The sequence below is a fragment of the Methanosarcina baikalica genome (assembly GCF_031461075.1).
Lineage (GTDB): Archaea > Halobacteriota > Methanosarcinia > Methanosarcinales > Methanosarcinaceae > Methanosarcina > Methanosarcina baikalica.
This window is the reverse complement of record NZ_JAVKPK010000001.1, coordinates 51588-77065: the sequence shown is the minus strand read 5'-3', so window position 1 is coordinate 77065 and position 25478 is coordinate 51588. Positions and strand designations below refer to the sequence as shown.

19 protein-coding genes and 1 tRNA gene are annotated in these 25478 nt (G+C 40.5%); 5 read left to right on the top strand and 15 right to left on the bottom strand.

All coding sequences use genetic code 11. The features are described from left to right. Window positions 1-67: 67 nt before the first annotated feature. The 3 genes from RG963_RS00340 to RG963_RS00330 all read right to left on the bottom strand — a co-directional run bounded on the left by RG963_RS00340 (window position 68) and on the right by RG963_RS00330 (window position 2573). Entirely contained in the window at window positions 68-601 is a 534-nt protein-coding gene (locus RG963_RS00340; RefSeq protein ID WP_396654675.1) for a DUF5817 domain-containing protein, read from the bottom strand. Between the two features lie 5 nt (window positions 602-606). Then, on the bottom strand, window positions 607-1281 hold the full coding sequence (locus RG963_RS00335) for an undecaprenyl diphosphate synthase family protein (RefSeq protein WP_310574279.1): 675 nt from the start codon (window positions 1279-1281) through the stop codon (window positions 607-609). Window positions 1282-1388: 107 nt separating this feature from the next. Next, on the bottom strand, window positions 1389-2573 hold the full coding sequence (locus tag RG963_RS00330) for a redox-regulated ATPase YchF (protein ID WP_310574278.1): 1185 nt from the start codon (window positions 2571-2573) through the stop codon (window positions 1389-1391). A gap of 173 nt (window positions 2574-2746) precedes the next feature. On the opposite strand from RG963_RS00330, the gene RG963_RS00325 reads away from it, so the two are divergent. From RG963_RS00325 to RG963_RS00315, 3 genes are all read left to right on the top strand, one after another. After that, window positions 2747-2818: transfer RNA gene (locus tag RG963_RS00325), tRNA-Arg, on the top strand. A 315-nt stretch (window positions 2819-3133) separates the two neighbouring features. Continuing rightward, entirely contained in the window at window positions 3134-3544 is a 411-nt protein-coding gene (locus tag RG963_RS00320) for a cupredoxin domain-containing protein (RefSeq protein WP_310574277.1), read from the top strand. A 471-nt stretch (window positions 3545-4015) separates the two neighbouring features. Next, window positions 4016-4447, top strand: coding sequence for a hypothetical protein (locus RG963_RS00315; RefSeq protein WP_310574276.1), 432 nt, complete (start codon window positions 4016-4018; stop codon window positions 4445-4447). Window positions 4448-6065: 1618 nt separating this feature from the next. Here the strand turns inward: RG963_RS00315 and RG963_RS00310 are convergent. Next, a complete protein-coding gene (locus RG963_RS00310; RefSeq protein ID WP_310574275.1) occupies window positions 6066-7901 on the bottom strand; it encodes a hypothetical protein in 1836 nt (611 codons plus the stop codon). 606 nt (window positions 7902-8507) lie between these two features. On the opposite strand from RG963_RS00310, the gene RG963_RS00305 reads away from it, so the two are divergent. Beyond that, window positions 8508-8672: a hypothetical protein gene (locus tag RG963_RS00305; protein ID WP_310574274.1), complete on the top strand. Its 165-nt coding sequence runs from the start codon at window positions 8508-8510 to the stop codon at window positions 8670-8672. Between the two features lie 103 nt (window positions 8673-8775). On the opposite strand, the gene RG963_RS00300 is transcribed toward RG963_RS00305, so the two are convergent. The 8 genes from RG963_RS00300 to mtaC all read right to left on the bottom strand — a co-directional run bounded on the left by RG963_RS00300 (window position 8776) and on the right by mtaC (window position 19450). Beyond that, window positions 8776-9564, bottom strand: a complete 789-nt coding sequence (locus tag RG963_RS00300; RefSeq protein WP_310574273.1) for a helix-turn-helix transcriptional regulator — start codon at window positions 9562-9564, stop codon at window positions 8776-8778. A gap of 338 nt (window positions 9565-9902) precedes the next feature. Beyond that, a complete protein-coding gene (locus RG963_RS00295) occupies window positions 9903-10688 on the bottom strand; it encodes a helix-turn-helix transcriptional regulator (protein ID WP_310574272.1) in 786 nt (261 codons plus the stop codon). A 146-nt stretch (window positions 10689-10834) separates the two neighbouring features. Continuing rightward, the gene (locus tag RG963_RS00290; RefSeq protein WP_310574271.1) at window positions 10835-12763 is read right to left on the bottom strand and encodes a hydantoinase/oxoprolinase family protein; all 1929 of its coding nucleotides are present in this window, start codon (window positions 12761-12763) and stop codon (window positions 10835-10837) included. Window positions 12764-12914: 151 nt separating this feature from the next. After that, a complete protein-coding gene (locus RG963_RS00285) occupies window positions 12915-14924 on the bottom strand; it encodes a hydantoinase/oxoprolinase family protein (RefSeq protein WP_310574270.1) in 2010 nt (669 codons plus the stop codon). Window positions 14925-15318: 394 nt separating this feature from the next. Continuing rightward, window positions 15319-16272, bottom strand: a complete 954-nt coding sequence (locus tag RG963_RS00280; RefSeq protein ID WP_310574269.1) for a cation diffusion facilitator family transporter — start codon at window positions 16270-16272, stop codon at window positions 15319-15321. 359 nt (window positions 16273-16631) lie between these two features. Then, window positions 16632-17216, bottom strand: coding sequence for an acetate uptake transporter (locus RG963_RS00275; RefSeq protein WP_310574268.1), 585 nt, complete (start codon window positions 17214-17216; stop codon window positions 16632-16634). A 57-nt stretch (window positions 17217-17273) separates the two neighbouring features. Further along, entirely contained in the window at window positions 17274-18659 is a 1386-nt protein-coding gene (gene mtaB, locus RG963_RS00270; RefSeq protein WP_310574267.1) for a methanol--corrinoid protein co-methyltransferase MtaB, read from the bottom strand. Window positions 18660-18673: 14 nt separating this feature from the next. After that, window positions 18674-19450: a methanol--corrinoid protein MtaC gene (gene mtaC / locus RG963_RS00265; RefSeq protein ID WP_310574266.1), complete on the bottom strand. Its 777-nt coding sequence runs from the start codon at window positions 19448-19450 to the stop codon at window positions 18674-18676. Between the two features lie 996 nt (window positions 19451-20446). Here mtaC and RG963_RS00260 point away from each other — a divergent pair. Further along, a complete protein-coding gene (locus RG963_RS00260) occupies window positions 20447-20671 on the top strand; it encodes a hypothetical protein (RefSeq protein WP_310574265.1) in 225 nt (74 codons plus the stop codon). Between the two features lie 53 nt (window positions 20672-20724). Here the strand turns inward: RG963_RS00260 and RG963_RS00255 are convergent, their stop codons facing one another. From RG963_RS00255 to RG963_RS00245, 3 genes are all read right to left on the bottom strand, one after another. Next, window positions 20725-21000, bottom strand: a complete 276-nt coding sequence (locus RG963_RS00255; RefSeq protein WP_310574264.1) for a GTP-binding protein — start codon at window positions 20998-21000, stop codon at window positions 20725-20727. Window positions 21001-21839: 839 nt separating this feature from the next. Beyond that, window positions 21840-22997: a GTP-binding protein gene (locus RG963_RS00250; protein ID WP_310574263.1), complete on the bottom strand. Its 1158-nt coding sequence runs from the start codon at window positions 22995-22997 to the stop codon at window positions 21840-21842. A 669-nt stretch (window positions 22998-23666) separates the two neighbouring features. Next, a complete protein-coding gene (locus tag RG963_RS00245) occupies window positions 23667-25286 on the bottom strand; it encodes a methylamine methyltransferase corrinoid protein reductive activase (protein WP_310574262.1) in 1620 nt (539 codons plus the stop codon). Window positions 25287-25478 lie beyond the last annotated feature (192 nt).

Below are 25478 nucleotides of genomic sequence, written 5' to 3'. Positions count from 1 at the left end.
AAATTTTATGTCGGAGCGATAATGGTATTCATACAGGGTATTCATATATTGTATTCATATATTGTATTCATACCAGTTTTATTATTCCAGGTTCGGGAGAATATATATCTCCTGTTTCCAGAAGTTTTTTGAGAATTAGACTGAACTTTTCCTGACTGATTCCTTTTTCCAGGGCTTTCTGCCGAAGCTCTTCAAATTCTGTTTTTCCGCCTGCGGCTTCCAAAAGTTCCAGAAAAGTCGATTTCTGGTCTTTTTTAGGAGACAGGTTGCCAGAAGTCCTGTTTTCTGACAGCTTAAACGTTTTTACTGTATTCTCAGTTTCGGGGTTCGGGTGTTCATACCCCTTCGGGGAAGGTTCCAGAAAAAAAGTTCTACTTCCTTTTCCGGAAATTTCGGCTTGCAAACGAGTGCGAAAAGTCACCGCATCTGTAAGTTCTTCGGAAGAGTGAAATACCCTGAGTTTTTTGGCTTGCAGGAGGGCGCCGCAGTGCTGGCATTTCAGGGTTTTTTTTCCGATTTCTATGATCTGTGCATGTTGTCTGCATTTAGGGCACACAATTACAGCATAGCGAAAATTTTTTGGTTTTTCTCCAAACTCCAGTTCATTCACCTTCCATACCTTCTTTTTCTCTTTTGGAAATCCCTCATTGCTCTTAGAATATCAAGCCTGCGCACATCTTTCCAGTTGACATCTGTGAAATATAATTCTGAATAAACTGACTGCCAGACCAGAAAATCCGAAAGTTTCTGTCCTCCTGAACGGATCATAATATCCGGCTCATGCTTGACAAGGAGGTGTAATTCAAGCATTTTTTCATCCACTTCCTCAGGCCTGACAGTTCCTGCCTTTACTTCGTCAAGAATGGTCAGCACAGCCCTGGTAATTTCGTCTCTTCCTCCGAATCCCAGTGAAACATTTATAAAAAAATCATTTCCCTGTCTGCTGCCATTTATTTCTCCATTAAGGCCATATATTTTATAACCTGTGCCTGCAGGAAGGTCAGAAAAACTCTCTTCCAACTGGGTTCTGAGCATTGATGTAATTTCGGATTTCAATGAAGGGTCATCCTTAAGAATATCCACATAGATGCTCACAAGTTCTATCTTGAATTTTCTAAAAATGGTAACTGTTGATAGGAGCCTCTCCATTCCTTTAAGCTCAAAGATGTCGGTTTCCTTGAGTATGATCGCCACATGCTTGGGGGTATTTGAAGATGTCCTGGCTATTTGCCATGCCAGGTATCTTTCATAAAACGGATAGGCAAAAGAAAGTAAATCCATCTGGAAAATATCCTCCCTGACAAGCTAAAACAATTCACTATTTCTTCTTTTCCGCGGTTTTACGTTACACGTCAGGTTTTTTCCTGACGTCCAGGTTCTTAGATTAATCATTTTGCAGTAGACACTATTTTGATTACATCTCCATTTTTCATTTCATGCTTTTCTCCAAGCCTGAGCCTTGTCCTTGCATCTACTGCGTAAAGGAATCGATCCCCGATTTCAGTATGGATCTGGTAAGCAAGCTCATGACACGTAGAGCCTCTTTTCATAAGGTAAGCGTCAGGAAGCATATTCCCGTTTTTGTCAGACCATTTACCTTCATCTTCTACAGGATATACAACAATAAGGTCCAGAAGCTCAAAAACAGTCCTGTTTATACATTCCTGGACACCTGTAGTGCCGAGCCTTTCAATTACTTTCTGAATAGCTTCGAGCCCTTTTTTCTGCGCTTTTGGGAGATCCTCGCTCAGCACATCGAAGTTCCTGTCTCCCGGGGTGTACCGGATAATTCCGTTTTTTGCTGCGGACTTAAGTGCCAGTTCGGCTGCTGCACTTGTAGGCACCACTATCCTGTCAAGCTCCTTGAGTTTATTCAGATTTTCTCCTGGGGCAATATCTGCTTTGTTTGCGGCGATAAGCAGAGGCTTGCTAATTTCCCTCATTGCATCGCAGAGCCGGATCATATCTTCCTCGCTCCATTTAAGATGGTCCACCCTTGCAAGCCCTGTTTCCATCAAAGCTGCGTTTACATGGGATTCTCTTATCCCTGCTCCGGCAAGCTGTTCTGTAATTACGACTTCGAGCTTAAGTCCCTCTGCCTGGATTTTTCTGGCAAGCTTGAGCCAGTTTCTTTCCAGAATGCCGTAGAGCCACATGGTAATTTCCCTGTTCAGGAAGATCACATCATCAAGAGGGTTATGGTCTCCTATTCCTACAGGGTTGCCTTCGGCATCTGTCCCGCCTGAGGCGTCTACTACATGGATAATTGCCTGAGCCTGCCTTAGCTCGTCAAGAAAAGTATTCCCAAGTCCTCTTCCTTTACATGCATCAGGGACAAGTCCGGCAACGTCAATTATATCAATAGGTACGAACCTGATTCCGCCCACACATTTTCCACATGTCTTTTCCTTATCTTTGCAGGGGCACTCAACCTGCACATAGGTAACTCCGTGATTGGCGTTAATGGTTGTAAAAGGATAATTTGCAATTTCAACATCTGCAAGGGTAGCAGCTTTGAAAAAAGTGGATTTCCCAGCATTGGGCTTTCCTGCAAGTCCTATGGTCATCGACATAAATTATAAAAACGAACTTGTTGCATTTAATCTTTATTGATAGTGATGCCAGAGAAACAGGATTTTTTTCCTTCAGCTCTCAAGAAGCCCGGAAGGGCAAACTGCGGGTCAAACCAGATATTGAGGAATAAGGTTTATATCCTTGAATGTGCTTATCAGTGGTGCTCGCTTGCGTCCCGATAGGGTAGTGGATATCCTTGAGGCCTGCGGAGCCTTAGACCTGAGTTCAAGTCTCAGTCGGGACGTAAATTCTTATTTTGATTTTATCCTCAATCTGATTTTCATTTTCATTTTACCTCGTCTCATTCCCTATTTAATTATCTTTTTAATTCTCTGATTTCATTCTCTATTTAATTATCTTTTTAATTCTCTGATTTCATTCTCAATTTCTTTCTCTATCACTGATTTTATACTCCTGCTCTTTCTGTTTAATTTCGATCTTTACTTTGCTTCTTTTTCCCCCGACTGCCTTTTTTATCGTTTTGCTCTTAAGAATAATATCACAAAGATAATGAATATACGCTGAACTTATATTATAATCAGCAAAAGATGTGATCTTTATGAAAGGGAAAATTTTGATTTTACTTGTGATGTTTGTGTTCTTATTCGCCTCAGGCTGTGCTGAGAAAGATGCGGCTGTACCCGATGATTCCAATACTTCAACACCGAAAGCCGGTGAGGCAGTACCGCAGGAAGAAAATGAGTCTTCTGAATCCGGAGATTATATTGTCCGCCTTCAGAATTATGGGGTCGTAACACCTCCTGAACTGGATATTTCAAGAGGGGACACCATTTCCTGGTGGAGCGACAAGAGGCAGGGCAATTACGTGCTTGTTAGTGAAGACGGGCTGTTTCCGGATGAAAAACTTTCATACAGAGTGCCTTTCATGTACACTTTTAATGAAACCGGAACCTACCGTTTTATTGTCAAAAATATCCCGGAAATGAACGCTACGATCAGGGTGAACTGAGGTTTCTCCTGCTTTTTCCGGGTTTTTTCCTTTTTATCCGGACGCAGGGTGCTCAACTTCAATGTTTTTATTATCTCATAGATTTTTAATGAGCTCATCCCAAAAGTTATTTTATTCCTGATCGATAAGAGTTTTCAGATTTGCTTTCATGATCAGAAACTTGATCGGTTATTCGAAATACAAGAAGAATTCCAAATACAGATTCAAGAAGCAAATTTTGAGTTTCGGGATGAACTCAAATAAAAACGTTTTTTTATCCCGGAGCATTGATATCAGAAATATTTCCAAAATTGCAACTAAGCCGCAACAGTAAACGGACACGATACACAATACCAACGAGCCTGGAGCCGGGAAAGGCAAGCGCGCATTCGATTGTGAACTTATGTGCGAAAAGAAATATCACCGAGCTCTTTCAAATTGTTTAATAATAATTTGTGTGTAGATACACATTTATTGACCTGGATGATGAAAATGAAGCTCAGATATATAATAAATTTGACAATAATTTTAGCGATAATATGCCTCGCCATAGGTTACGGACCGACTTTAATAAAAGGCTATAATAATGTAACAACAGCGTACAATAACGTAACAACAGAATATAATAATGTAACAGCATCGTATAATAATATAACAGCCGCGTATGATAACGTAACGGCGGCCTATGACAACGCAACGACAACTTATAACAACATAACGACAAAAATAGATAATGCCACTGCCACATATGACAATATAACGGCAGCCTATAACAACGCAACGACAACTTATAACAACATAACAACAAAAATAGATAATGCCACGGTCGCATATGATAACGTAACGGCAGATATTCGCAATGTAACTACGGTCCTCAATAATGTAACGACAGAGTATAACAAGACCATTCATATTATAAATTAAAATGAATTTAAGTCATGTGGTAGTCCATGATTATATGATTGATTCTTTCATGAGATTACCCCCAACACGGCTTATGCTTACGTTTTTATGCTCATACAACGAGATGGCTCCAGTAACACCAAAAATGTGGAAAAAGAAAGAGCTGGAAACTGTTTTCGATCATTTTGGGACAGTATCAATCAACTAATGGTGGACTACCCTATTGCTCATACTGTCTCAAAACCGCATTTGATTTTATTATTAGATAATGTTTAATCTTGAATATAAATTTAGAGAAGCAATTACTTTTAAAGGTAGTGTACCAAAAGTTCTGTAAATTCTAATTACTCTGTACCTGTTTTCATTCCACAAAAACAGGATTTATCTTTCTCCATGATGCATAGGTTTTGTCCATAAAGTACTGCATTTTGCTATTTATCGAAGCCTTTAACCATCGAAATAAGCCTAATAGAGACAATAATGCAGTCGTTTTATGAAAATGAATGTACCCGTATAATCGCAACTGAAAAGAGGAAACCGACAAGGCGTTTAGATTTGTATAAACATTAAATAATAGTAATAAAAGAATATCAAAAAGACTTATATACTCTTGGCAAAAGAAGCTCCAAAAAAGCTTTTTTTAACAATTATACCGTCAAGACCTATGTATGCATTTGACGAAACAAATAAGCTTTTTTAAACCTTAATTTACTATCTGTCATGCAGATAGTAACTCTTTTCTTAAAACGTCTCCTATCTTGAACGAAGATAGTAAATAGAAGCATATTAGTCGTTTTTAGGGTGAAACGTTTAAATAGAGTTAATCGTATAGGAGATTTGGAGACTGTATAACAGCAACTCTCTGAATAACAAATAAAAAAATTTAACAATATTCGGAAAGGCAGGTCCAACTGCCCAACCGAAGGACATCAAAATATGATACAAAAAGAAATAATCAGCATAAACTATAAAAAACTATCAGGAAGATTTGAGGGGTTCACAATTTCAGTTAAGGGTGATCGCCTCATGCTGAACAAACTGATGATTTCAGTAATTGGATTCATCGGGCTGACTTTAAAGGCATTACAAAACCTATTTTGAAAGTAAACAGCTTCCAGCTGTCTTTCTTTTTTTACAAAGTAGTTAATATATTGTTAATCTCTTTTTATTGACATTTGGCAATTTTGGAGACAAATAAACCAACGATATTAAACGAAAGCAAATACGGTAAAATAACGTTTATAGATAATGTTTTAGTATTTGCCTATATGTTTATCTATGTTTTTTTACGTTTGATAGGCCGGTAATTGGTCACATATCCCATATTCCTATATGATGTAGAATAACTGAGTTCAGAAAAGCATATTAAGAGGTTATCAAATTAGCTCTAAAAAATCCAGATCTAATTTGACAATGGTTTTTTATGAAGATCTCCGATGTGTATTCTTATCTCCAACCAGTTCTATGCTATCTTATTAGCAATCCAATCTAAGAAAATAGATACGTCCACGGATAATGAAAAAGAAGATAAGTTTTTAAATCAAAATTCTAATTTGAGAGCCTCTATAAAGAGACCAAGAAAAACAATACAGTTCATATCATTACAAAACTATAATAGATGTATTTTTCTTCTACAGTGTCAGTCTTGTTTATGCTGTAAATATTCTTCAAATCCAAAGTAAAATTCTTGGAATTTTTTGATATAATCTACAATATCTTCAAAATCGTCCCGTCTATCACTAGTGAGGGCAAAATCTGACGTTTCTTGTTGAATATATTCACTCTCAAAAATAGACCTTATATCCTCGTTCTCTGAACGTTTAATTTGCCTAACTATATCATCAGTAACCCCATCTGGGTAATTATTCATGGTATAAGTACCGATAATCCATAAGTATATTAAAGAATGCTTCAATGTTTCATTGTACTTAAATTTACATATGTATATCTTGTTATCCTTATAACAAATCGGTAATACTTTTACACATTCAGGTTCTTTTTCTGCAAATCCTGCATTATTATAAAACTGATGAGTCAAAATTGCCTGTTCATTTTCTCCTTTCAGCTCAAAGCTGTAATTACTTCGATCACCGAAAAGCATTATAGTTTTTCCATTATCTGTTTTTCTCATATGCCGAGCTTTAAACGATGTTTGCATATCTTCTTTGAAAAACTTATTTAGATTATCTAAGTCTTTTTCTTGGTAATTCCTTTCTGTAATATCGTTCCAACAGAACAGGGGTTCCTTTTTTTTAGTTGCTTTTTCAGCTATTTCTAATAACATTTCAACTAAAGTAGGAGTTTTCGAGTTACTCCAATCTCCTTCGAGTAGGCTCAATTGATTAGGGAGAACCATACGTAAGTTACGAGATATAGTTTTCAGAAAAGTAGTCCTAATCTTCTGAATATACATATACCCAATATCAAATAGAGCGTCACACGAGAAAGATACAGTCGCTTCATCAAAATTTCTATCGATACTACCAATACAAATTTCTCTAAACCCGTTTGTGAGATTCCAAGCAATAGGGTATTCGGGTAGAAAAATATAATGATGCATTACTACCCAAGGGACTTTATAATCCCCGATTTCAGTTTTTTGATCCATTGCTTTAAGACCCAACTTATCCAATTCGACAATGACTTGTGCAGTTGAACCTTCTAAATTGTTCTTAATACTAAGATTTCCAAGATTCCTGATAGCGGTTGTACTGAACATAACTTTGTCTGGTAGTGCATCTTTTAATGCACTATATCCTAACCTGCCTAATTTAGAAATGTTATCTGAAGAAATCACCTCATTTCCAGAAATAATTGCATCTCTTGCCTTGCTATATGAATCAGGAATACCTCCTTCATATTTTATTATTCTATTAATTTTAATAGTAAATGGTATTATTCCTAGAACACAGAAAGATACTAAGATTATGTCTAATGTCAATAAGTCTATATTTCCAACAGAACCTATTTTCAGTTGTTGTAAAGGTAAAGCTATACTCATTTTTGGAATTAATGAAAACAAATCGATTGAATATATCTCTGTTATCAATTGCCACAGAGGGAAAATTATACCTACCGAAAATAAGACCATGTACACCTTTGCCCATCGGTCCATTACTTTATCTAGTGCTGTAAATCCTCCCATTGTTTGAGCACCAAAGATAGAAATTGTAAATGCTAGGGCAAAAAGTGCTGCAAGCCCTTGGGAAATAGAACTTAGAAAAGATTGAACATTATCGGTATTATTTTCATAAAAACTTGAATTCAAATGGGTCAGATACCCCACCAATAGAGCACAAATAATACAAGCAATTACCCAACGAGAAACATCACTGCGTAATTCTTTTCGTATTTCCCGCTTAGTATCTATCAAGAAAATTTCTATTTTCTGTATAGGATCTACTATCAATAACTTAACAACTTTCAATATAATTTTTGCCAGAGATTCTAAAATAACCAATATAAGATTTATCAACAACCCTCTAATTTCCCTGAAAATGTTTAGATCAATCGTATCAATAGCCTATCCCAAAAGTTAGTAGTGTGTGTTAAAAAGTCACAATAGGTATATAATATTAGAGTATTTGTTTCGGTTTGAATAGGCTCCTATTAAAAAAACGGATATGTAAGAATGATAAGGCATCACCAAAATTTTCACCACTTCTTTTTTTCCAGGAACTTCAATTGCCTTCTTGTTTATCAAAATTACAACTTTCAATTGTAGTAACTATCGTCTGCAGGTTAAGATACATTGATAACGGCGGAAACACCATAGTTTAACACCAGCGTTTAACACTTGATCACAGTGACCAAACAATTCTAAAATATCTCCCTTCAAGGAAATTTCTTTTTTGATCTAGCTTCAAAAGCCTAAAGCTGAAATAATTTACTACACAGTTGTTTTCTTAAAAGTACTGTAATAAGATTAAAATGGCAAATTTCTCTGAATTAGTTTCCGTTAATTATTAGCTATTGATTGCGTTTTTATCTTTTTTCATTGGTTAGTAATCACACTTATCTGTGATATTAAAATCAATATCAATCAACTGATTTTTGGTAGGCTGAATAGTTACAAAAAGGGTTGAGTTTTGAGGCAACCTGTAAAGGTAAAGAAGCCAGGCTGTCAAATAAGGAGTTCAACACACAGTTGATGAAGTTTTCGAGGAGAAATGAGAGGTTTTTGAGGCTCTGGGAAGAAATTAACCATGCCGATATTTCCAATACCTGCCCCGAAGAAAGCCCGTAAAAGCCGAAATCCTGTCCTTCGGGATAGACTCAATAGAATAGTTCAGGTTTTTAGTTCTCTATAAAGAGAGAACTACATTAATATTTGGAGAAAAATATTTCTTTCAGACTCGGGTAATCGGTCTTGCCACACCCTTATAATGGTCAAAAAGTTCTTTTCCCCATCTAAGTGCACTCTCATCAAAGCTTACAAGATTATGGTTGTAGTAAATACCGCTGTTACAAAAGAGAGAGAGTGCAGTGAACTTTTCCGTAACTATGCTTGAAGCTATTTTCATATTATTATTATTGCAGACGTAAAGTCTGGTGTATTTCATGTTCAGGAAATGTTCAAGTTCTCGCTTGTAATCATTGAGCATTCTATCGTACACGTACTCTGTGAACACCAGGGTTATATCCGTGCCTTTTGCGGCAAGGTCGATACAAAGGGACGGATAGATTGGCAGGAAAAAAGAGGATGAAATCATCACCTTCTCTGATTCGGAAAGATGTTTCACAACCTCTTTAGGATATTCAAACACGTGGTTTCGGTCAGGATTTACTTCTATATAATCTCCAAGCTTTCCAATACTATCAAGAAATTCCGGAGGAATTGATGTCATATCCTGATTTATCCAATAATCGTGATTTTTATCGAAGACATTAAACGTTTCTAGAATTGTCTTCATTTTCGGGACCAGAATTTCTCCGATACTGGTGAGTTTGTAGAGCCTGTTATTCTCAACAACAAGATCCTGCTTCATCAATATTTTTATCTGGGTCATTATCGGGCTTGAGCGGACATCAAGCGTATTTTTGATCTCTTCAATGTTCTTGGGTCCGTCCAGGAGCAGCAGAAGGAGATTTTTCCTTTTTTCTGAAAGAAAGAGAACATCCAGTAATGATGACTCCATCTGATTCCCTCTCTTAGGTCTCATCCTATTATATCTAACATTGTATACATCTCTGTACCAGAAGACTCTGCACTTCTCACACCTTTCTCCCTTGCCATTATAATCTTTTTATGGGAAAAAGGTTCTTTGGGGGGTGTACACTTGGGGGTGTAAGAGAATTACCATTTTTATGCAGCAGATTAACTACTATTAAATATATAATTATCATTCATTATTTTCTTATATTTGCCATAAGGAATATTATCTGGCAATTCTCTGAGAGTTTTCTTTGCCGGCTTATTGGGACTGTAATTACATTTGAAAGTAGATGGGTTTATCGGATCTCCTATCATTCTTTTTCATATTTTGTTTACCCGTCTGGAAAGCCTCTTGAAATAATCAAATAACTCCTGACCCCATCGAAGGGCGCCGGGTTCAAAACTCATGATAAACTGCTGGTCGAATTTTCCTTTTTTATCAAAGAGCCCAAGAAGCATTATCCTATCCGTTACAGTAACTTCACTAATCTTTATTCCTTCTTTAGAGACATAAAGGCTTACATTATCCATGCCCATTAATTCCTTTATCATATTTGAGTGCTCGTTTGAAAGATGATCCCAGACAGACTGGGTAAAATTCAGGGAAAGTTCTGCATCTTTTCTGCCAAGCTCTACATACAGGGGGAGATAGGCGGGGTTGAAATAAGAAGCAAAAGTCGAAGCCCGTTTTGCATTGTCCATGCTGTCAATAATTTCCTGAGATGGCTCATACATGTGGTTCAGGTCGGGCTCAATAAGGATGCAATCCCCAAGTTCGGATATACGTTCCAGCAGGTGGCGTGGAATCGAGTTCAGATCATGGCCTGTCCAGTAAATATTATTTTTCTCCACTACTTCAAGGGCACTTATCAGGGGCTTTATTTTTTTTATGATAAACTCTCCCAGAACTGTGAGTTTATACATTCTGTCTTCCTGGACAATAAGATCGTTATCTATCAGTTTCTTTATCTGGGGAAGAATCGACGTGGCTGTAACATCAAGTTCGTCTCTTATTTCATCAATATTTTTTGAGCCGCTATCCAGCAATATAAGAAGGTTTTTTCTCTTATCTGAGCGGAAAACAAGATCAATAAGTGAAGAATCCATATTTCCTTACTTCCTGTTAATCAGTATCTTGCATTTGCCGCCGATCCTTCTTTCCGGCAGGCTGGTTCCTTTGCTATTCACGTTCAACTTAAGCATTTCTCCGGTTTTTTAGATCAACCCTTTAATCCAGTAGATTATTGTCTTTTTTAGTTAAGCGAAATTCCAGGGGTACAGATCCCTACAAAAATAATTTTTGTCTCCATCGGCGTCTGTTTCCAGCCCGGAGGGGAAAGATATTCCACGCTGGTGCCTATTTTTATTGAGCCTTCCGGAAGTCCAAAATCTTTCATTGAATTCAGGATAAGTTCTTCGCCGGTTTTATGGGAATATTCTACTGCAGTCCTGTATTGCTCAAATTTTTTTCTTCCTGCAGGGGTAAATACCAGGAAGTTCTGGTCCGGATTTTCCATCGAGGATGGCCTGATAATTATCTCAATTCTTTTAATTCCTTTCCCGACGAGAGCCCCAACTGCATTTCCTACTCTGGCCTGTTCAGGAACTATGATTTCCGCATCAATCAGAGCCTTCATTTCTTCATAATAAGCCTTTACAGGCCCCCCGAGCAGGACTATAGGGATATTTAATTTGTACTGGACAGGGATTTCTCCCTCAAGCATTTTCTTTATCCCTTCTTTTCCCCTGCCTTCCATGATAAAAGATATCAGACTGTAAGCCATATTTCTTGCAACTTGCTGCTTTACTTTTTTGCAAAAGGCATGAACTCCCATATGAGTGAAACGTGAGAGTTTTTTGGCTCCGATCTTAGCAGTTTCTACATCCCATTCAGTATATTCCCCAAGGACGTGCAGGGCATCAGTTGGTGTAAAACCTATAGCATGGATCAAACGCTGTTGAATCAGAGAATCCAGGACCGTTGTAGAAGGAAACCTCTTCATTTTATTTAAAATATCGTGGATAGAAAGAGGCTCATCTTTTATAATTTCCAGTAATTTTTTCTCACTTTCTGTGGGATTAATGGGTGTTACTCCAGTACTGACAAAAAATTTTGTGGGCTGAATATGCTCATTGAGCATGGTTCTCAAGGGTATGGGGTTTTTCTCCAGCTTTTCCTTAAAATTAGGGTACTTTACCGCAGCAAAGCAGAGGGGCATCACTCTTCTTGGGCCTATCCTGATGCATTTCTTGAACCATACGTGGCTATCTCCTCCGTTTGCTGAACTCTCCATTTTTATTGCCTTTACCCGGGTTTGCCAGCCTCCTACGACTGCCCCTTTCTCACAAAGATCCGGAACTCCTTTTTTTATTATGGAGACATCCGTGCTTGTCCCTCCGACATCGATCACAGCGCAGGTATCCAGTTCTGAAAGGTGAGAAGCTCCCATAATACTTGCTGCAGGGCCTGAGAATATGGTTTCAATGGGACGCAATTTTGCTCCTTTTATATCAATGACTGAGCCGTCACATTTGAGCATGAGGATCTTCGCATCAAGATTTCTTTCCCTTACTTCAGCCATGATTGAATGAATAAACTGATAGGTTATTGGAATTAGCTGGGCGTTTAAGACAGCTGTGGCTGCTCTTTCGTAAGCTCCCAGCTCCTGAGAAAGTTCATGTCCGCAAACTACAGGATGCCCTGTCAATTTAAGGATTATCTTCTTAATTTTAAGTTCATGTTCCGGATTTCGTGTACTGAAATATGAAGAAACGGCAAATGCAGAAACTTTCTTTTTCAGGCTCACTGCAAACTGTTCTACGGCAGTGAGATCCAGAGGTTGCAGCTCGTCTCCGTTGCTGTCATGCCCTCCTCTTACAGTAATACAGTAGTCTGCCGGAAGTTCCCTCGGGACGGTATAGTCCCCTACAAGGATCAGACCAACAGGATAGCCGGTCCTTTCGAGAATAGTATTAGTTGAAAGAGTTGTGGAAACCGATACCAGTTTTACTTTACTGAGGTATTCCGGATTCAACTTATCAATTGCATTCCGAATTCCGGTCATAAGGTTTGGATAGGTAGTAATCGCTTTGCTGGCATCAAGAATCCGGCTATCCGAATCTCTTAAGATTACAGCATCGGTGTAAGTTCCGCCTGCGTCAATACCCAGACTATATTGCATGTCAAAACAGCCCCATTTTTACTCAATATTACGCAATTAATGTCCTTTTAGCCGTACACATCCTTTTTATCCGGATTTGTGAACTTATTTCTCAAGATATATATCTCTGTTTATAATCTGCAGCTACTGACATCCGATCGATCTTATTTTTTCAGACCGTCGCCGCAGTTCTCGGGATCCCTACTCCTACAAAAACAAGTTTTGTTTCCAGAGGTACGTCCGTCCAGCCACCCGGAGCCAGATGCTTTCTACTTACGTCTATTTTTATATTTTCTTTTTCAAGCCCTGCGTTCACCATGTAATCCATAACAAGTTGCCGCCCTAGCTTTTCCGCATATTCAAGGGCTTCACTATATATTTCAAATTTCTTCCTGCCAGAAGGAGAAAAAACAATGAACTCGTTTTTCTTTTCATGCTGCAAGGTACCTTCTATAACACAGCTCTCTTGAGTTTCGTAATCCCCGCTTTCAGCTTCATCCTCGCGGGACTTAGGGATAACTCTTGTTTTTATGAGAATCTCTACTCTTTTGATTCCTTTCCCTACAAGGGCTCCGACAGCATTGCCCACATCAGCATGCTCGGGAACTATAAAATCAGCATTAATCAGGTTTCTCAGTTCCTCAACATATGCTTTTACAGGCCCTCCGAGGAGAACCACCGGAATTTCCACTCTGAAGCGGGTAAAGTTTTTTCCCATAAGAACCCGGTCGATCTCATTTCTAGGCATTCCCTCTATAAGGTAGGCAATCAGGTCTTCGGCAATATTACGCGCAACTTTATGTTTTGCTTCCTCACTGAAATCCTCAGGGCTCTGTTTCAAGATTCTTCCAAGCATGGAAGCCCCTATTCTTGCAGCTTCCACGTCCCATTCGGTGTATTCTCCAAGCACATGAAGAGCGTCAGTAGGTGTAAAACCTATTGCCTGAATCAGTCTTTTCTGGATTAATGAGTCCAGCATCGAAGGAGAAGGACGTTTTTTAAGTGCTACTAGCAGATCCCCGAAGGAAACAGGCCTTTTTCCTATCTGCCGGTAGATTTCTCGCTCTCCTGCCTTTAACTCGATAGGCCTGAAGTCGGTCCTGACAAAAAATTTTGTTACCTGGATGTTTTCGCAGAAATATCCTTTTGCAACTCTGTTCTGCTTCAATTTTTCCTTGAAATCAGGGTATACCGCAGAAGCCCTGCAGAGAGGAATGACCCGACGGGGGCCTACATAAATTCTGTCGCCCTTTACCCAGACATGGCTGTCTCCGCCGGTTGCCGAGGTCTCCATGCGGATGGCTTTTACACGTGTCTGCCAGCCTCCAACGACTGCACCCGAATTGCTGAGTTGCGGGAGTCCATTTTCCATCATAGCTACATCCGTGCTCGTGCCACCCACATCAATCATAGCACAGGTATTGAGCCTGCTCAGGTGAGACGCACCCACAAGGCTTGCGGCAGGCCCTGAGAATATGGTCTCTATGGGTTTTTCCAGGGCTTCTTCGATTCCAACTACTGACCCGTCACATTTCAGCATCAGCAGGGTTGCAGTAATCCCTCTGACTTCTAATTCCTCGATTATTGACTGGATGAACTTATGGGTAATGGGAATTAACTGGGCGTTAAGAAATGCAGTTATAGCCCTTTCATAGGCTCCAAGGTCCTGGGAGAGTTCATGCCCGCAGACTACAGGGTGCCCTGTCAGTTCCTTAACGACTTTTTTGACAGCAAGCTCATGTTCAGGATTGCGGTTGCTGAAATATGACGAAACCGCAAAAGCCGACACTTTATTTTTTACATTGAGGGCGAATTCTTCTACGGAATCAAGGTCAAGGATCTTCAGTTCTTCACCGTCACTGTTATGCCCTCCGGAGACGGTCACCCAGTAATTCGTAGGGAGTTTTTCAGGAATTATATAATCCCCTACCATAATCAGCCCTACAGGAAAACCGGTACTTTCCAGAATAGTATTTGTAGACAGGGTTGTAGATACAGATACCAGCTTTATATCTTTAAGATACCTGGGATCCAGCCGGTCAATAGCATTTTTCATTCCAGGAAGGGGATCGGGATAGGTAGTCAGGGCTTTATTGGATTCGACTACTTCTCCATCAGAATCCCTTACAATTACGGCATCAGTATAAGTGCCCCCCGCATCGATTCCAAGACTGAAGTGCATCTTTTTTACTAACCTCTTTTGCGAATTGGATATAATTTTTCCCGGGTTTTCCAGATCATTTTCAAATTCTAATAATTAAGATTTCTTCAACAACTGATAAATTCAGATCTCTGTAGACCAGGCACTGGTTAAACCTGTTATCATGTAAGGTCCGAATACCTGTTAAACATTAGAGTAGCTAAATGGATAGTTATCCTAGATTATATACTAAAAGTGATGCGTCGGTCGTCTTTCTAACTTTCCGTTTTCAAGTCTGGTTTTTTCCACACCATTATCCCCCTATTATTATTATTATTATTATTATTATTATTATTATTATTTTATTTCTGATATACTATCTTTATTATTATTGGTTATTATTGTTGTTAGTTTATTTCTTCTATGTTTTACCCTGTCAAACTAAAGTTCCTGTTTTTCTTCTCTCTTCTTCAGAAGATCTGCCCCTGGTTTTAAAAGTTTGCTTCTTTTCCTGGTTGGGTTCGATTTTTATAAGTACGTATGTATCTTCTTCAAAAGCTGCTTTCAGTCTTTCTTCGACAAGGTTCGCAATCTCTACAGCTTCCCGGATACTGAGGGAGTTATTAACACTGAGACAGACATTGATTGCTATTCTTCTTCCTATCCTGCGGGTTTTAAGCTCCCCCCAATCCGTAACGTTTTCGGTTTGGCTTATTATTTCTCTGATTCTGCGGTTATTTTCGTCCTCAAGGGAAGCTTCTATAAGCTCGTCTGTAGTCCTGTAGAGAAGCCGACCAGAATTCCAGAGGAGATAAAGGCTTAAAAGAACAGCGGCAAAAGAATCGGCTATATCAAAACCTTTTCCGGGCAGGAATGTGCACCCCATACCAAGGATAACAAAACCAGAGAGGAATAAATCTTTAATACGAGTTCGGGCCTTTGAGGGCGACTCTTTAACTCGTGATTCGTCACTCTCTGCAAAGATGATATCTCTTAATACTAAGGCTGAGACTGCTGCAAAAAGTGCAATCATTCCAGGAGCTTCTGGCTCTTTACCCTGTATAAACATGAGCAACTCTCCAGAACTCAGAGAAAAGGTATGAAAACCTGCTAAAAGAAGCATACAAGCCCCTGCTCCCGTACAGAGAGTTGTAATTTTTCCGTGTCCGTAATTGTGGTTTTTATCTTCAGGCTTGTTTGCGATAGAAAGATCCAGGAACCTTATAGACTCGTTGATAAATTCGGAGAAGGAACGGACTGCATCAGCAAGAAGCAATGTACTGTTTCCTGAAAGCCCCGCGAGCAGTTTGAATACAGTGAGCAAAAAACTCAAAGCAAGCTTCTTATAAGATTTGTTTCGGGTTTTATCCAGTTTGTTATCCGCTTTCATTCGAAGTTCACCGTTGATGAATTTTCTAATTTTTCTTCGTAAAGCGGACCCTTTTGTACCGGGCCGATAGAAAATAAAAACTATATTTTATAAAAATTGCACCAGCCCTCAAGTACCTGTATTTTCCCTAACGCGGTCATAACACAGAATTTTCGCCACTCAAGATAGCAACAGATTGACGGAGAAGGCCGAAAAACACAGATCTGAAACCGATGTTTTCACGGGCTGAGACTTAATTTGAGCTATCTTTTCTATTCCTGCTACTTTTACGGGTTTCATACAGGTCTTCGAGGCTGGTACAGGTGTCTCACTATATTTTTTGATTTTATTGAGGGTGTAATGCTGTCATTACTTTATCTTTAGAGTGGAGCAACGGTCTTTCCATGGACTTCGTTCATTACCATGGCAAGAGCCGTATACATAGATGCAAGGCCCAAAAGAAGTCCAACGTAACCAGCCACTACAAGCAGTCCGGCGCTTCCGGTTGCGTTTACAACAGCCAGCAACATAAACAATATAAATAATGTTAAAAATACTACCTGAAGGGCTCTGACTCCTATTTTCATTGTAATGATTAACATAACAAAGGTATACACACCCCAGATAAAGAGATATGCGGCCATTGCCATTCCGGAAGAGGCTTCAATCCAGCCCATTGCAGGCATTACGATCAGTCCGGCCAGTGAGAACCAGAAAAGGCCGAATGCTGAAAATGCAGTTCCTGCAAAAACATCTCCTTTCTTCCAGCACATGATTCCTGCAAACACCTGGGCAAATCCTCCCAGGAATATTGACATGGAGACAATCATTGACCCCACAGGGTATACGCCAATATAACTCAGACTTAACAGAACTGCAGCGAGGCCCAGTCCGGTAAAGCCAAGAGGGGCGGCGTTTGCGGTTTTATCAACTATTATGGTAGAAGTTCCTGCGTTTTCGCTCATGATTATTCCCCTGAAACCAGTTATGTAAAAAAAATTAAAAAAAAAGAAGTTTAGGGTTTAAAGCCCGTAGTTTTCAGGTCTGAAAACTGCAACTTCTTGCTTGAATTTGGTCAGGTTGTCGCTCATGAACTTGTCAGCATCGTCGGTGAGGGCTACAAGGTCGGCTTTAACCTTTGCAAGAGCGCTGGCTTCGAACCTTGTGAGTCTGAGCTTGCCCGAGTTGACACCTTCTTCGACAATCTTGCAAGATTCGATTGCGGCATTCTTTGAACGGAGATAGTTGTTGTTTCCGTCCTTTGCGATTGCCTCTCCTACCTTGTATGCGTTGTCGTAGGCAAGCACATATCCCTGTGGGTCTCTGAATTTGTCAGAGAGAACGAGAATGTCCCTGAGGTCTTTTGCTTTTCCTGTCTTAAGGGCAACATTCATCATGGAGCAGTCGTATGCCAGGGTTTCGGACCAGCACTGAACAGTTGTGCCACCGAATTCACCATGGTATTCAACAGACTCGTTGGACCAGAGGTCACAGCACTGCATGGTCAGGTTACCCATAAGGTCAGAGTGGGCACAGGTTGAGGTCTTACCTTCCTGAGCAATTGGAACACCTGAGATTGATTTTACAATGGTGTTCTCATATCCACAGTCCTTTCCAGGGCCGACTGCACCGGCTTCGTATGCACAGAGGGACCTTGCTGCAGAGATTGCCCTTGCAACAATTGCAGTTGTGTGGGCAAGGTTCTTGTCAAGCAGACCGCCTGCGATAAACATTGCAGTGTTTGCCTGGGCACAGTCGGTGTCACCAGCACAAACGGTTCCTGTCTTCTTTGCAATTGCTGCAATGTCGGCCCAGATCATTTCCATGTCCATGCTGCCGAGCACACCGATACCGAAAAGCATACCGGCAGTGTCGTTTCTCAGGATGGAGTAGTCGAATACTTCCTTACCACCCATGCTCTCTACTGAAAGCAGGTCTGCACCGGCCTTGGCGCATTCTTCGAAGGCTTCCATGAAGGTGTTGTACTTGTCTCCTCTTAGCTGGAGGTAGTCACGGTCTTCACGGATGTCACCGATTGTGTGGCGGAGTGCGCACTTTATGCCGTATTCATCGTGGTATTCTTCCATGATGGTCTTCTGGGCATGTGCAACTGCTGCTCCCCAGGAGGGGTTGTTGGACATCTGTTCTACGTGTTCGGTTTCAAGCACTATGGAAGGTGCACCGATCTGGACCATTCTTGCCATTGCGTCGGTGGTGATCCTTTCGTATTCCTTAACGAGTTTTTCCATAGACTTGCCGGCCTGAGGTCTCGGGGCGTAGTTCAGTTCAGGGGTTGTGTATCCTGCACCGATCTCGAGGCCAAGCCCTGCCTTTACCGGGAATTTTGATTCCCCGAAAAGCATGTCATCAGCTTTAGCATAAGCCATTGAAGTGTATTTATTTACCATTTTGCTCCCTCCCATTAATGCTTGTGGAATTCCTCTCTTAATGCTGCGATATCAGTAGTACCTGCAACGATCGCATCAGCAATCTTTGGGGCATCTGCAGCTTCTTCACCATAGACTCCAAGGTCATACTGTGACACGAAGTCCTGGTTAACGGCACCGCCACCGCATGCGAATGGAACCTTTATTCCCTTTTCAAGGAGTTTGTCGTTAATTTCCTTGAATGCATACATGGTGGTGGTCATGAGAGCAGTACCTGTAAGCAGTAGGGGCTTCTCTTTTGTAACTGCCTGGATAACTTCGTCTACAGGGACATCTCTTCCAAGGTCAATTACATCGTAGCCGGCTGCTCTCAGGAGGGCAGCAACAATATTCTTTCCGATGTCATGGACGTCGCCTTCTGCAACATGGCAGACAACTTTCCCCTTTGATTCAGGAACTTCTGTTGTCTTACTCTTGCAGTATTCGATACCATTCAACATAGCATCAGCGGACATCATAACGTTTGGCAGGAAAATGACGCCTTCATCATAGAGCTGGGTTACAACTCCCATCCCTACCATCAGGGCATCATCTATAAGGTCGATTGGCTTCTTGCCCGCATCGATTGCGGCTTGGAGTGCGTCAACCACGTCATCTTCTTCTCCCTCGTAAATTGCTTTTGCAATCGGGTAGATGAGTTCATCCTTAGGATAAAGCTCTTCTGCAGCTTCGTCAGGGGTCATTTCCTTTTCGAGGGCGACGTTGTAGCGTACTAATATGCCGTCGATGTCTTCCAGTTTCAAATCCAACATATTTTAACCTCCATTTAGTAAAAGGATCTCGGATTGCTCAGATCGTTGACCCTACAAGTTGCATCTCCCTGAAGTTTTCATGCTTTTTTTGCCTGACACTTCTTGAATACAATGTCAATGAATTCGAAAACCTCCAGATCGAATTCCTTCCATTGTGGGGGTCTGGATAACCTTATGGTGATGTGCTTGTCAGCCAATAGGCTTAATATTGGCCCTTTTATCGTTTTTCAAACTCTTTTAAGGGGGTTTTTGAGTTATTGTGACAGGAAACTCGTTATATTCTGTTTCCTGGCTTCAAAGGGCCTTTATTTCCAGTTACTTATGATCGGTATATTCCCTTTGGTATTCGGGAATGCACTTGCAGATCACAGTTAGATTTAATTGCATATACCTTCACCCATGCTAATTTTTGCATTGCTATAATTTTATAATTCTCTCCTCAAAATTCTCTGCAAATGATTTTATAAAAAAGAAGTGTTTTTTTGTCCCCATTAATTAAAACAACGAGGTCAAAATTTATAGGGCAATTATCCCTTTTCAGGGATATTTTTAGTTGCAGAGAGTGAAGGTATGAAGGTTTTTATTTTGAGCGTTGGAGATTATCAAGTGGATTTGTTTTTCTCTGGATATTTTTGGCAGGAAAATAAGGTGATCGAGATACTTTTTTGATAGCGCACAAGTAAGGTGAATATCCGATTCAGCTTCTCACAGGACTTCCTGAATTTCTATTTATTTATGGGAAAAGGGTAAGAGTTTCCAAAACTCAGATTTTTTAATTATTTCTGAGTTCATTTAAATTTAATTTTTTGCCGTTTTTCCATCTTTTTTTAAATAGAGTCAAACTGTTTCCCTGGCAGGTTATCACGCCTCTGTTTTTAATTTCTTCCTAAGCAAGCTTTCCGATAACTGTCTGGAATTCTGCTGCCAACCCGAAGCCAGTTTCTTCCTCTTTCGGGCAAGGGTCGATGACATTTTTATGGTATATAAAGTTTTTGTATGCCTGGTAATGACTGTCCTGAACCGGAAATATTCTTCCTTCTGAAGTTTTCCGACTTAAGAAACGATCGTTGCCTGGCTATAGCCTGGCCGGCTTCTTTCTACTTTTTTGAAAGAGGGTTGCCTTTCTCTTCCAGACATCTGCTTATTGCCTCATTCACAGCTTTAATAAGTTCGTCTCTGGGCACGGACGTTACCGCAGAAAGTACCTTTAATGTGGATTGAGACTTCCTTTCTCTTTTGAGGACTATTTAATCTGTGCAGGAACAGGCAGATTTCTAGCATCTCCTACCGGTTTTCCATGAATTTCGGTAGCTTTCCGGCGGCAGGGCCCAGGCGTCCGGCATCTCAAGATTCACTCTTGGGACGAAGGTTATTCCGGGCAGGCCCATGTTCTCAATGTTACTTTTTATCTGTCCTGGGAAAGCTATTCCCGTAGGCTCTATTATAATAGTATCCGACTTGTAAGAAGCTATAAAGTTTCTCAGGGTATATTCCATGCTGATCCTCAGAGTACAACAGCTGCAGCCGCATATCATTTCTCTGGTTTTCACCCTTCTTTGGAGGATAATGTCTCCAACAATCCTGATTTCTCCTATCTCGCTAGTGTCGCGTCAACAGTAAAATGTCATCTAAAATCGATTACAACTATTCAGAATCGTTAAATCTTTGAGGATTGACGCGACACTAGGTAATCCGTCATTAGTTGATTGATACTATCCCAAAATAATCAAAAATAGTTTCCAGCTCTTTCTTTTTCTAAATTTTTGGCGCTACTGGAGCTAGCTTGGTGGATGCCACCACGTCCTCTATAGTTATTGTGGACTCCATAAAACACGTATCTTAATGTCCTATAGATGCGATTATCGGTTTATACAATATGGTTAAAAAATTACTGGTGTTTATGGAGCAAACTGTCTAATTCAACTATTATGAAAATAGCAAAATTTGTCATCTACCAGTACACGGTTGATGCTTTCATGAGTAAGTTTTCAGCGTAATAATTATTTCGTTTTCAGGTGTTAATTTCGTTTTCAGGTGTTGAAACAGATCTGCTATAACAACCGAATTGCAGAGTAAAAGGCTTAGAAATGTCATAAAGAGTATTCTAAAAAAGAACACCAACCAAATAATAAAGGGCGGCCAAAACAAAGTATCGCTTTATATTTATTCCGGCAAAATAAGGCCTTCTTCTTTTATGGTTGCGGACACTTTTATGATGTTAAAACTCTTTGGAACAACGGGGAATTTGACCACAGGAAGATAATGAGCTTTACTCCAAGCGCCCTGGGACAATGAACTGGCTCAGTATTATATAGACCGCTCCATGAAGATCAATTAAAAAAGCTGGTGAGGAAAAATCAAATGTTTTCCTCACCTCTATTTCTTAGTCTTAATCTTTCCTGCCTTTAATATTCGAAATCCTTTGCACGTGCACTTGATCCTTATGCCCGTTATGTTCGTGATGCCCATGTTCGTGATCATGGCCCTGTTCGGTTTTATTTACTTCTATTTTCTTTCTCTCAAAAACTTCCTGAACCGAACTGTTTACAGCATCCTTAAGTCCTCCCTTCTCAACGTTTGAGACTGCTGAAAGGATCTTGAGTTTCGCGACAGCTCCTTCCTCGGATTTGATTATATCTTCCTGGGGTTCTTCATAATATATAGTAACGCTCTGTTTCACGGTTTCTAACCCATTATCCAGGAAAAGCTTGATATGTCCTACGAATTCAGGATTTAGCTTCAACACCTTCGCCTTTATTGTGTTCATTAACTCGGTTGTTAATTCCCTGGTAGCTCCAGTGCTAAGGTTTCCGTTTTCAACCGCAAATTCTGCAGAATAACTGCCCACCCCTGAGGCGTCGATTGAATTTTCGGTTTCCTGCGGAGCAGAGGATTCAGGTTTTTCTACGATTGCAACTTCCGGGGCTTTTTCAGGGATCTCTTCCATTTCCGGGAGCACCATTCGCATGAAACTTTCAAATCTTTCTCCCGTGTCCTTCCCTGAAAGCAAGACTATTCTGGCTTTCGGATTAAGTTGCTGAACAGATGCTTCAAGAATGGGAATCCGGATAGGTTCGATCAGGTCTACCTTGTTTATCCCCAGGATTTCCGCATCTATGATCTGCCGCATAGCAAATTCTTTCACCTCTTTCATCAGGGGCTTGAAACGACTGCCGTCAATCAGGGTTACAAGGGGAGCCATTTTTACCTGTTCTCCAAGGTTCATGAGCTCGACTTCGTCCCTTATCAAGTGGGGGAAGGCAATGCCTGTGGGCTCGATCATGAGAATATCGGGATTGTATTCTTTTGCAAGGAGGGTTACTGTCGTTCTTAACCCTACTTTTAGGGAGCAGCAGATGCATCCGCTTGTGATTTCTTTGGTATCGAACCCGAACCTCTTTATCACGTCTCCGTCGATCCCTACTTCCCCGATCTCGTTCACGATAATGGCAACTTTTTTTCCTTTTTCTGCCAGATATTTGCCCATATTAATAATAGTGGTGGTTTTCCCGCTTCCCAGGAAACCTCCGACAACAATAACTTCCACTCGTTTTCCTCCGTTTTCTGCCGCTTTCTGTTTACTGTCCCTTTCTTTTTGATTTTTAAAAAATTAGTATAAAACTCTGCCTTTAGCTCAGGGATATAACTGTCAACTTCTCTATTCTTAAAATATATTTCTCTATCTCTAAACTGTTCCCTCTCAAAACTGTTTGAAGATGAAAGAAAGTGATATCCATCCCATGTTAATAAGTCACAGATTTAGCATGAACTCTACAAGCGATCAAAAATGTTGTTAAAAAGAGCTTTCGGTTGAAAGCATATAGCGACAGGTATTCGATATGCTTGTATTAGCACCGAAAATCGCAAAACATCAAAGTATCTGAGCATATCATAACTTTACTCCCTAATCTTAAGGAGGTATGGTGGTTCGAGGTCAAAGGTCTGGAGGGGACCTGAGCACAGAAACCACCTGCTGTTTTTGGAGGTTAAAGAAAATTAAATTAACGAAAATTAATATGTGTAAAATACGATGCAAACACAATAGTTGCAATATTATCAGGAAATTTACTAAGGATCATACCTGATTGGAACCTTTATCTTTGGAAAGTAAGGAATATTCTCAATTCTGAATTGCACTCTGGAACGTGAAGCAGAAAGTCCGCAAACTTCAGTTTACGGGCTGTCCACTCTTGTCGTTAAAATTTCTCTGCTTTTTTCAGATTCCTGCCACTTTCAGGTTTTCCCACTTAAACCTGTCATCAGGGCAGGCGTGCAGACAGCGCTGGCAGTTTGCTCCGTCACATAGGTCGGTCCTTATTTTTACGGTCCCGTTTTCTTCCACTCTTAGGGCTCCGTTCGGGCAAACCTTTACACATTTATGGCAGCCTTCACAGTCTTCAATAACCATTGTAAGGTAAGTCCCGACCTTCTCAAGCACTTCAAGCCCTTCTTCTCCGAGTTCAGGAATATCCCTTTCAACCTTACGGTCGATTTTCAGAATAAGGGATGGTTCGCCGATCATGGGGAGTTTTTTCTTTTTCAGGAACTTCTGAAGCATCTTGAAAGCCATTCCTTCATTCCAGTAAGCAAGTTCCAGCAGATAGGCTTCCTTAAAAGCCTCGGAGGTTGCAAACATTACATGGGTGCCCAGTATTTCCTTTGCAATTGCCTGCAATTCCCATAGCCGGTCTTCGGAAAGCAGGATTTCCCGGGCAACGATCAGGGAGGTATTTCCTATCTGAGAGACGTAACTTGCATTATAGGGAATCATCCCTACCTGGTGAGCTTTTGCAGCATCCATATAAGTGCCTGCGGCTCCTGACATGTGAGCGACCCTTAGATCTTCCATCTCTATGCCTGCAGCTGCACAGAGGGTTATATGTCCGGCCCTGATAGCTCCGATAGCTCTTCCGGCTGCTATAAGGTCTTTATTCGTAAATTTTATCCCGTTCTGGAGGTGGATGATGCCTTCCGAAGTCTGAATCTTAGGCAGCACAATCAGTTTATTTCTCATTCCTGCTTCTATTAGGGCGATAACTCCAGTGCCTGTGATGCCTTTTGCAGTGATTTCTCTCTTTTCCACCACTTCTCCTGTTTTAGGATTTACAAGGTCTCCCATGGTGGTCTTCATGTCCCGGTCGAGCACGTAGCAGCGCAGGTTTTCTCCCTCAAATTCCACGTCACAGATCGTGTGAGGAGAAGCAATTGACCCGTATTCGATTTCCTGCCCTTCGAGAGCAGGGCCCGCGGCAGCTGAGCCGGTATATATAATTCCGTTTGCTTTGAGAGCCATTTCTGCATTTGTGCCGTAGTCCGTTGCAATTGCAATATCATTACTTTCGATCATCCCTGCTTTTACAATAAGGGCAAGTGCATCGGCTCCGACTTCGTGCTTAATTGCAGGAGGCACAAACAGTTTACAGTTAGTGGCTTCTTCGAACCCCTCTATCTCAGCCATGGATATTATACGAGCATCTCTATTCTGCTCCTCAATGTGATATTTTTGTTTTTTACGCTCTCCGGCATATGCCAGGTCTTCGATGGGAATACCCTGAAAGATGGAAAGCTGGATAGGGTTCCCGCAGATTGAAAACTTTTCCATTTCAGCTGGGTTTACTCCCAGTTCGGTGAGGATATTTTTTACCGCTGTTGCCGAGAGCCCGTGGGCCTTGTCAAGCCCGTAATGGATTGCAAAATCAAGATGGTCCATTACGTTTGCTCCAGGTAGGGGGTTTCGCAGTGTTATGACGGTTTTCTTAATATCACCGGTTTCCAGGTCAATTTTTTGGGCCCTAAAACCGCTGGTTCCCAGGTCAATTGCGACTCCTGTTCTCATACCTTAACCTCCTCCAAAAAAGTTTAAGATTTACTCAACCAGTATGTTTCAGATATTTCCTGAATTTAATAAATTTCAATAAGTATCCTACTGAATAAGCTATTTTTGTGAATTATTAAGTTATCTTCTTGGACTGACCCTCTGAACTGGCCGCCTATTAAGGCTGGCTCCAGATTTTACAATTCCCGAGGT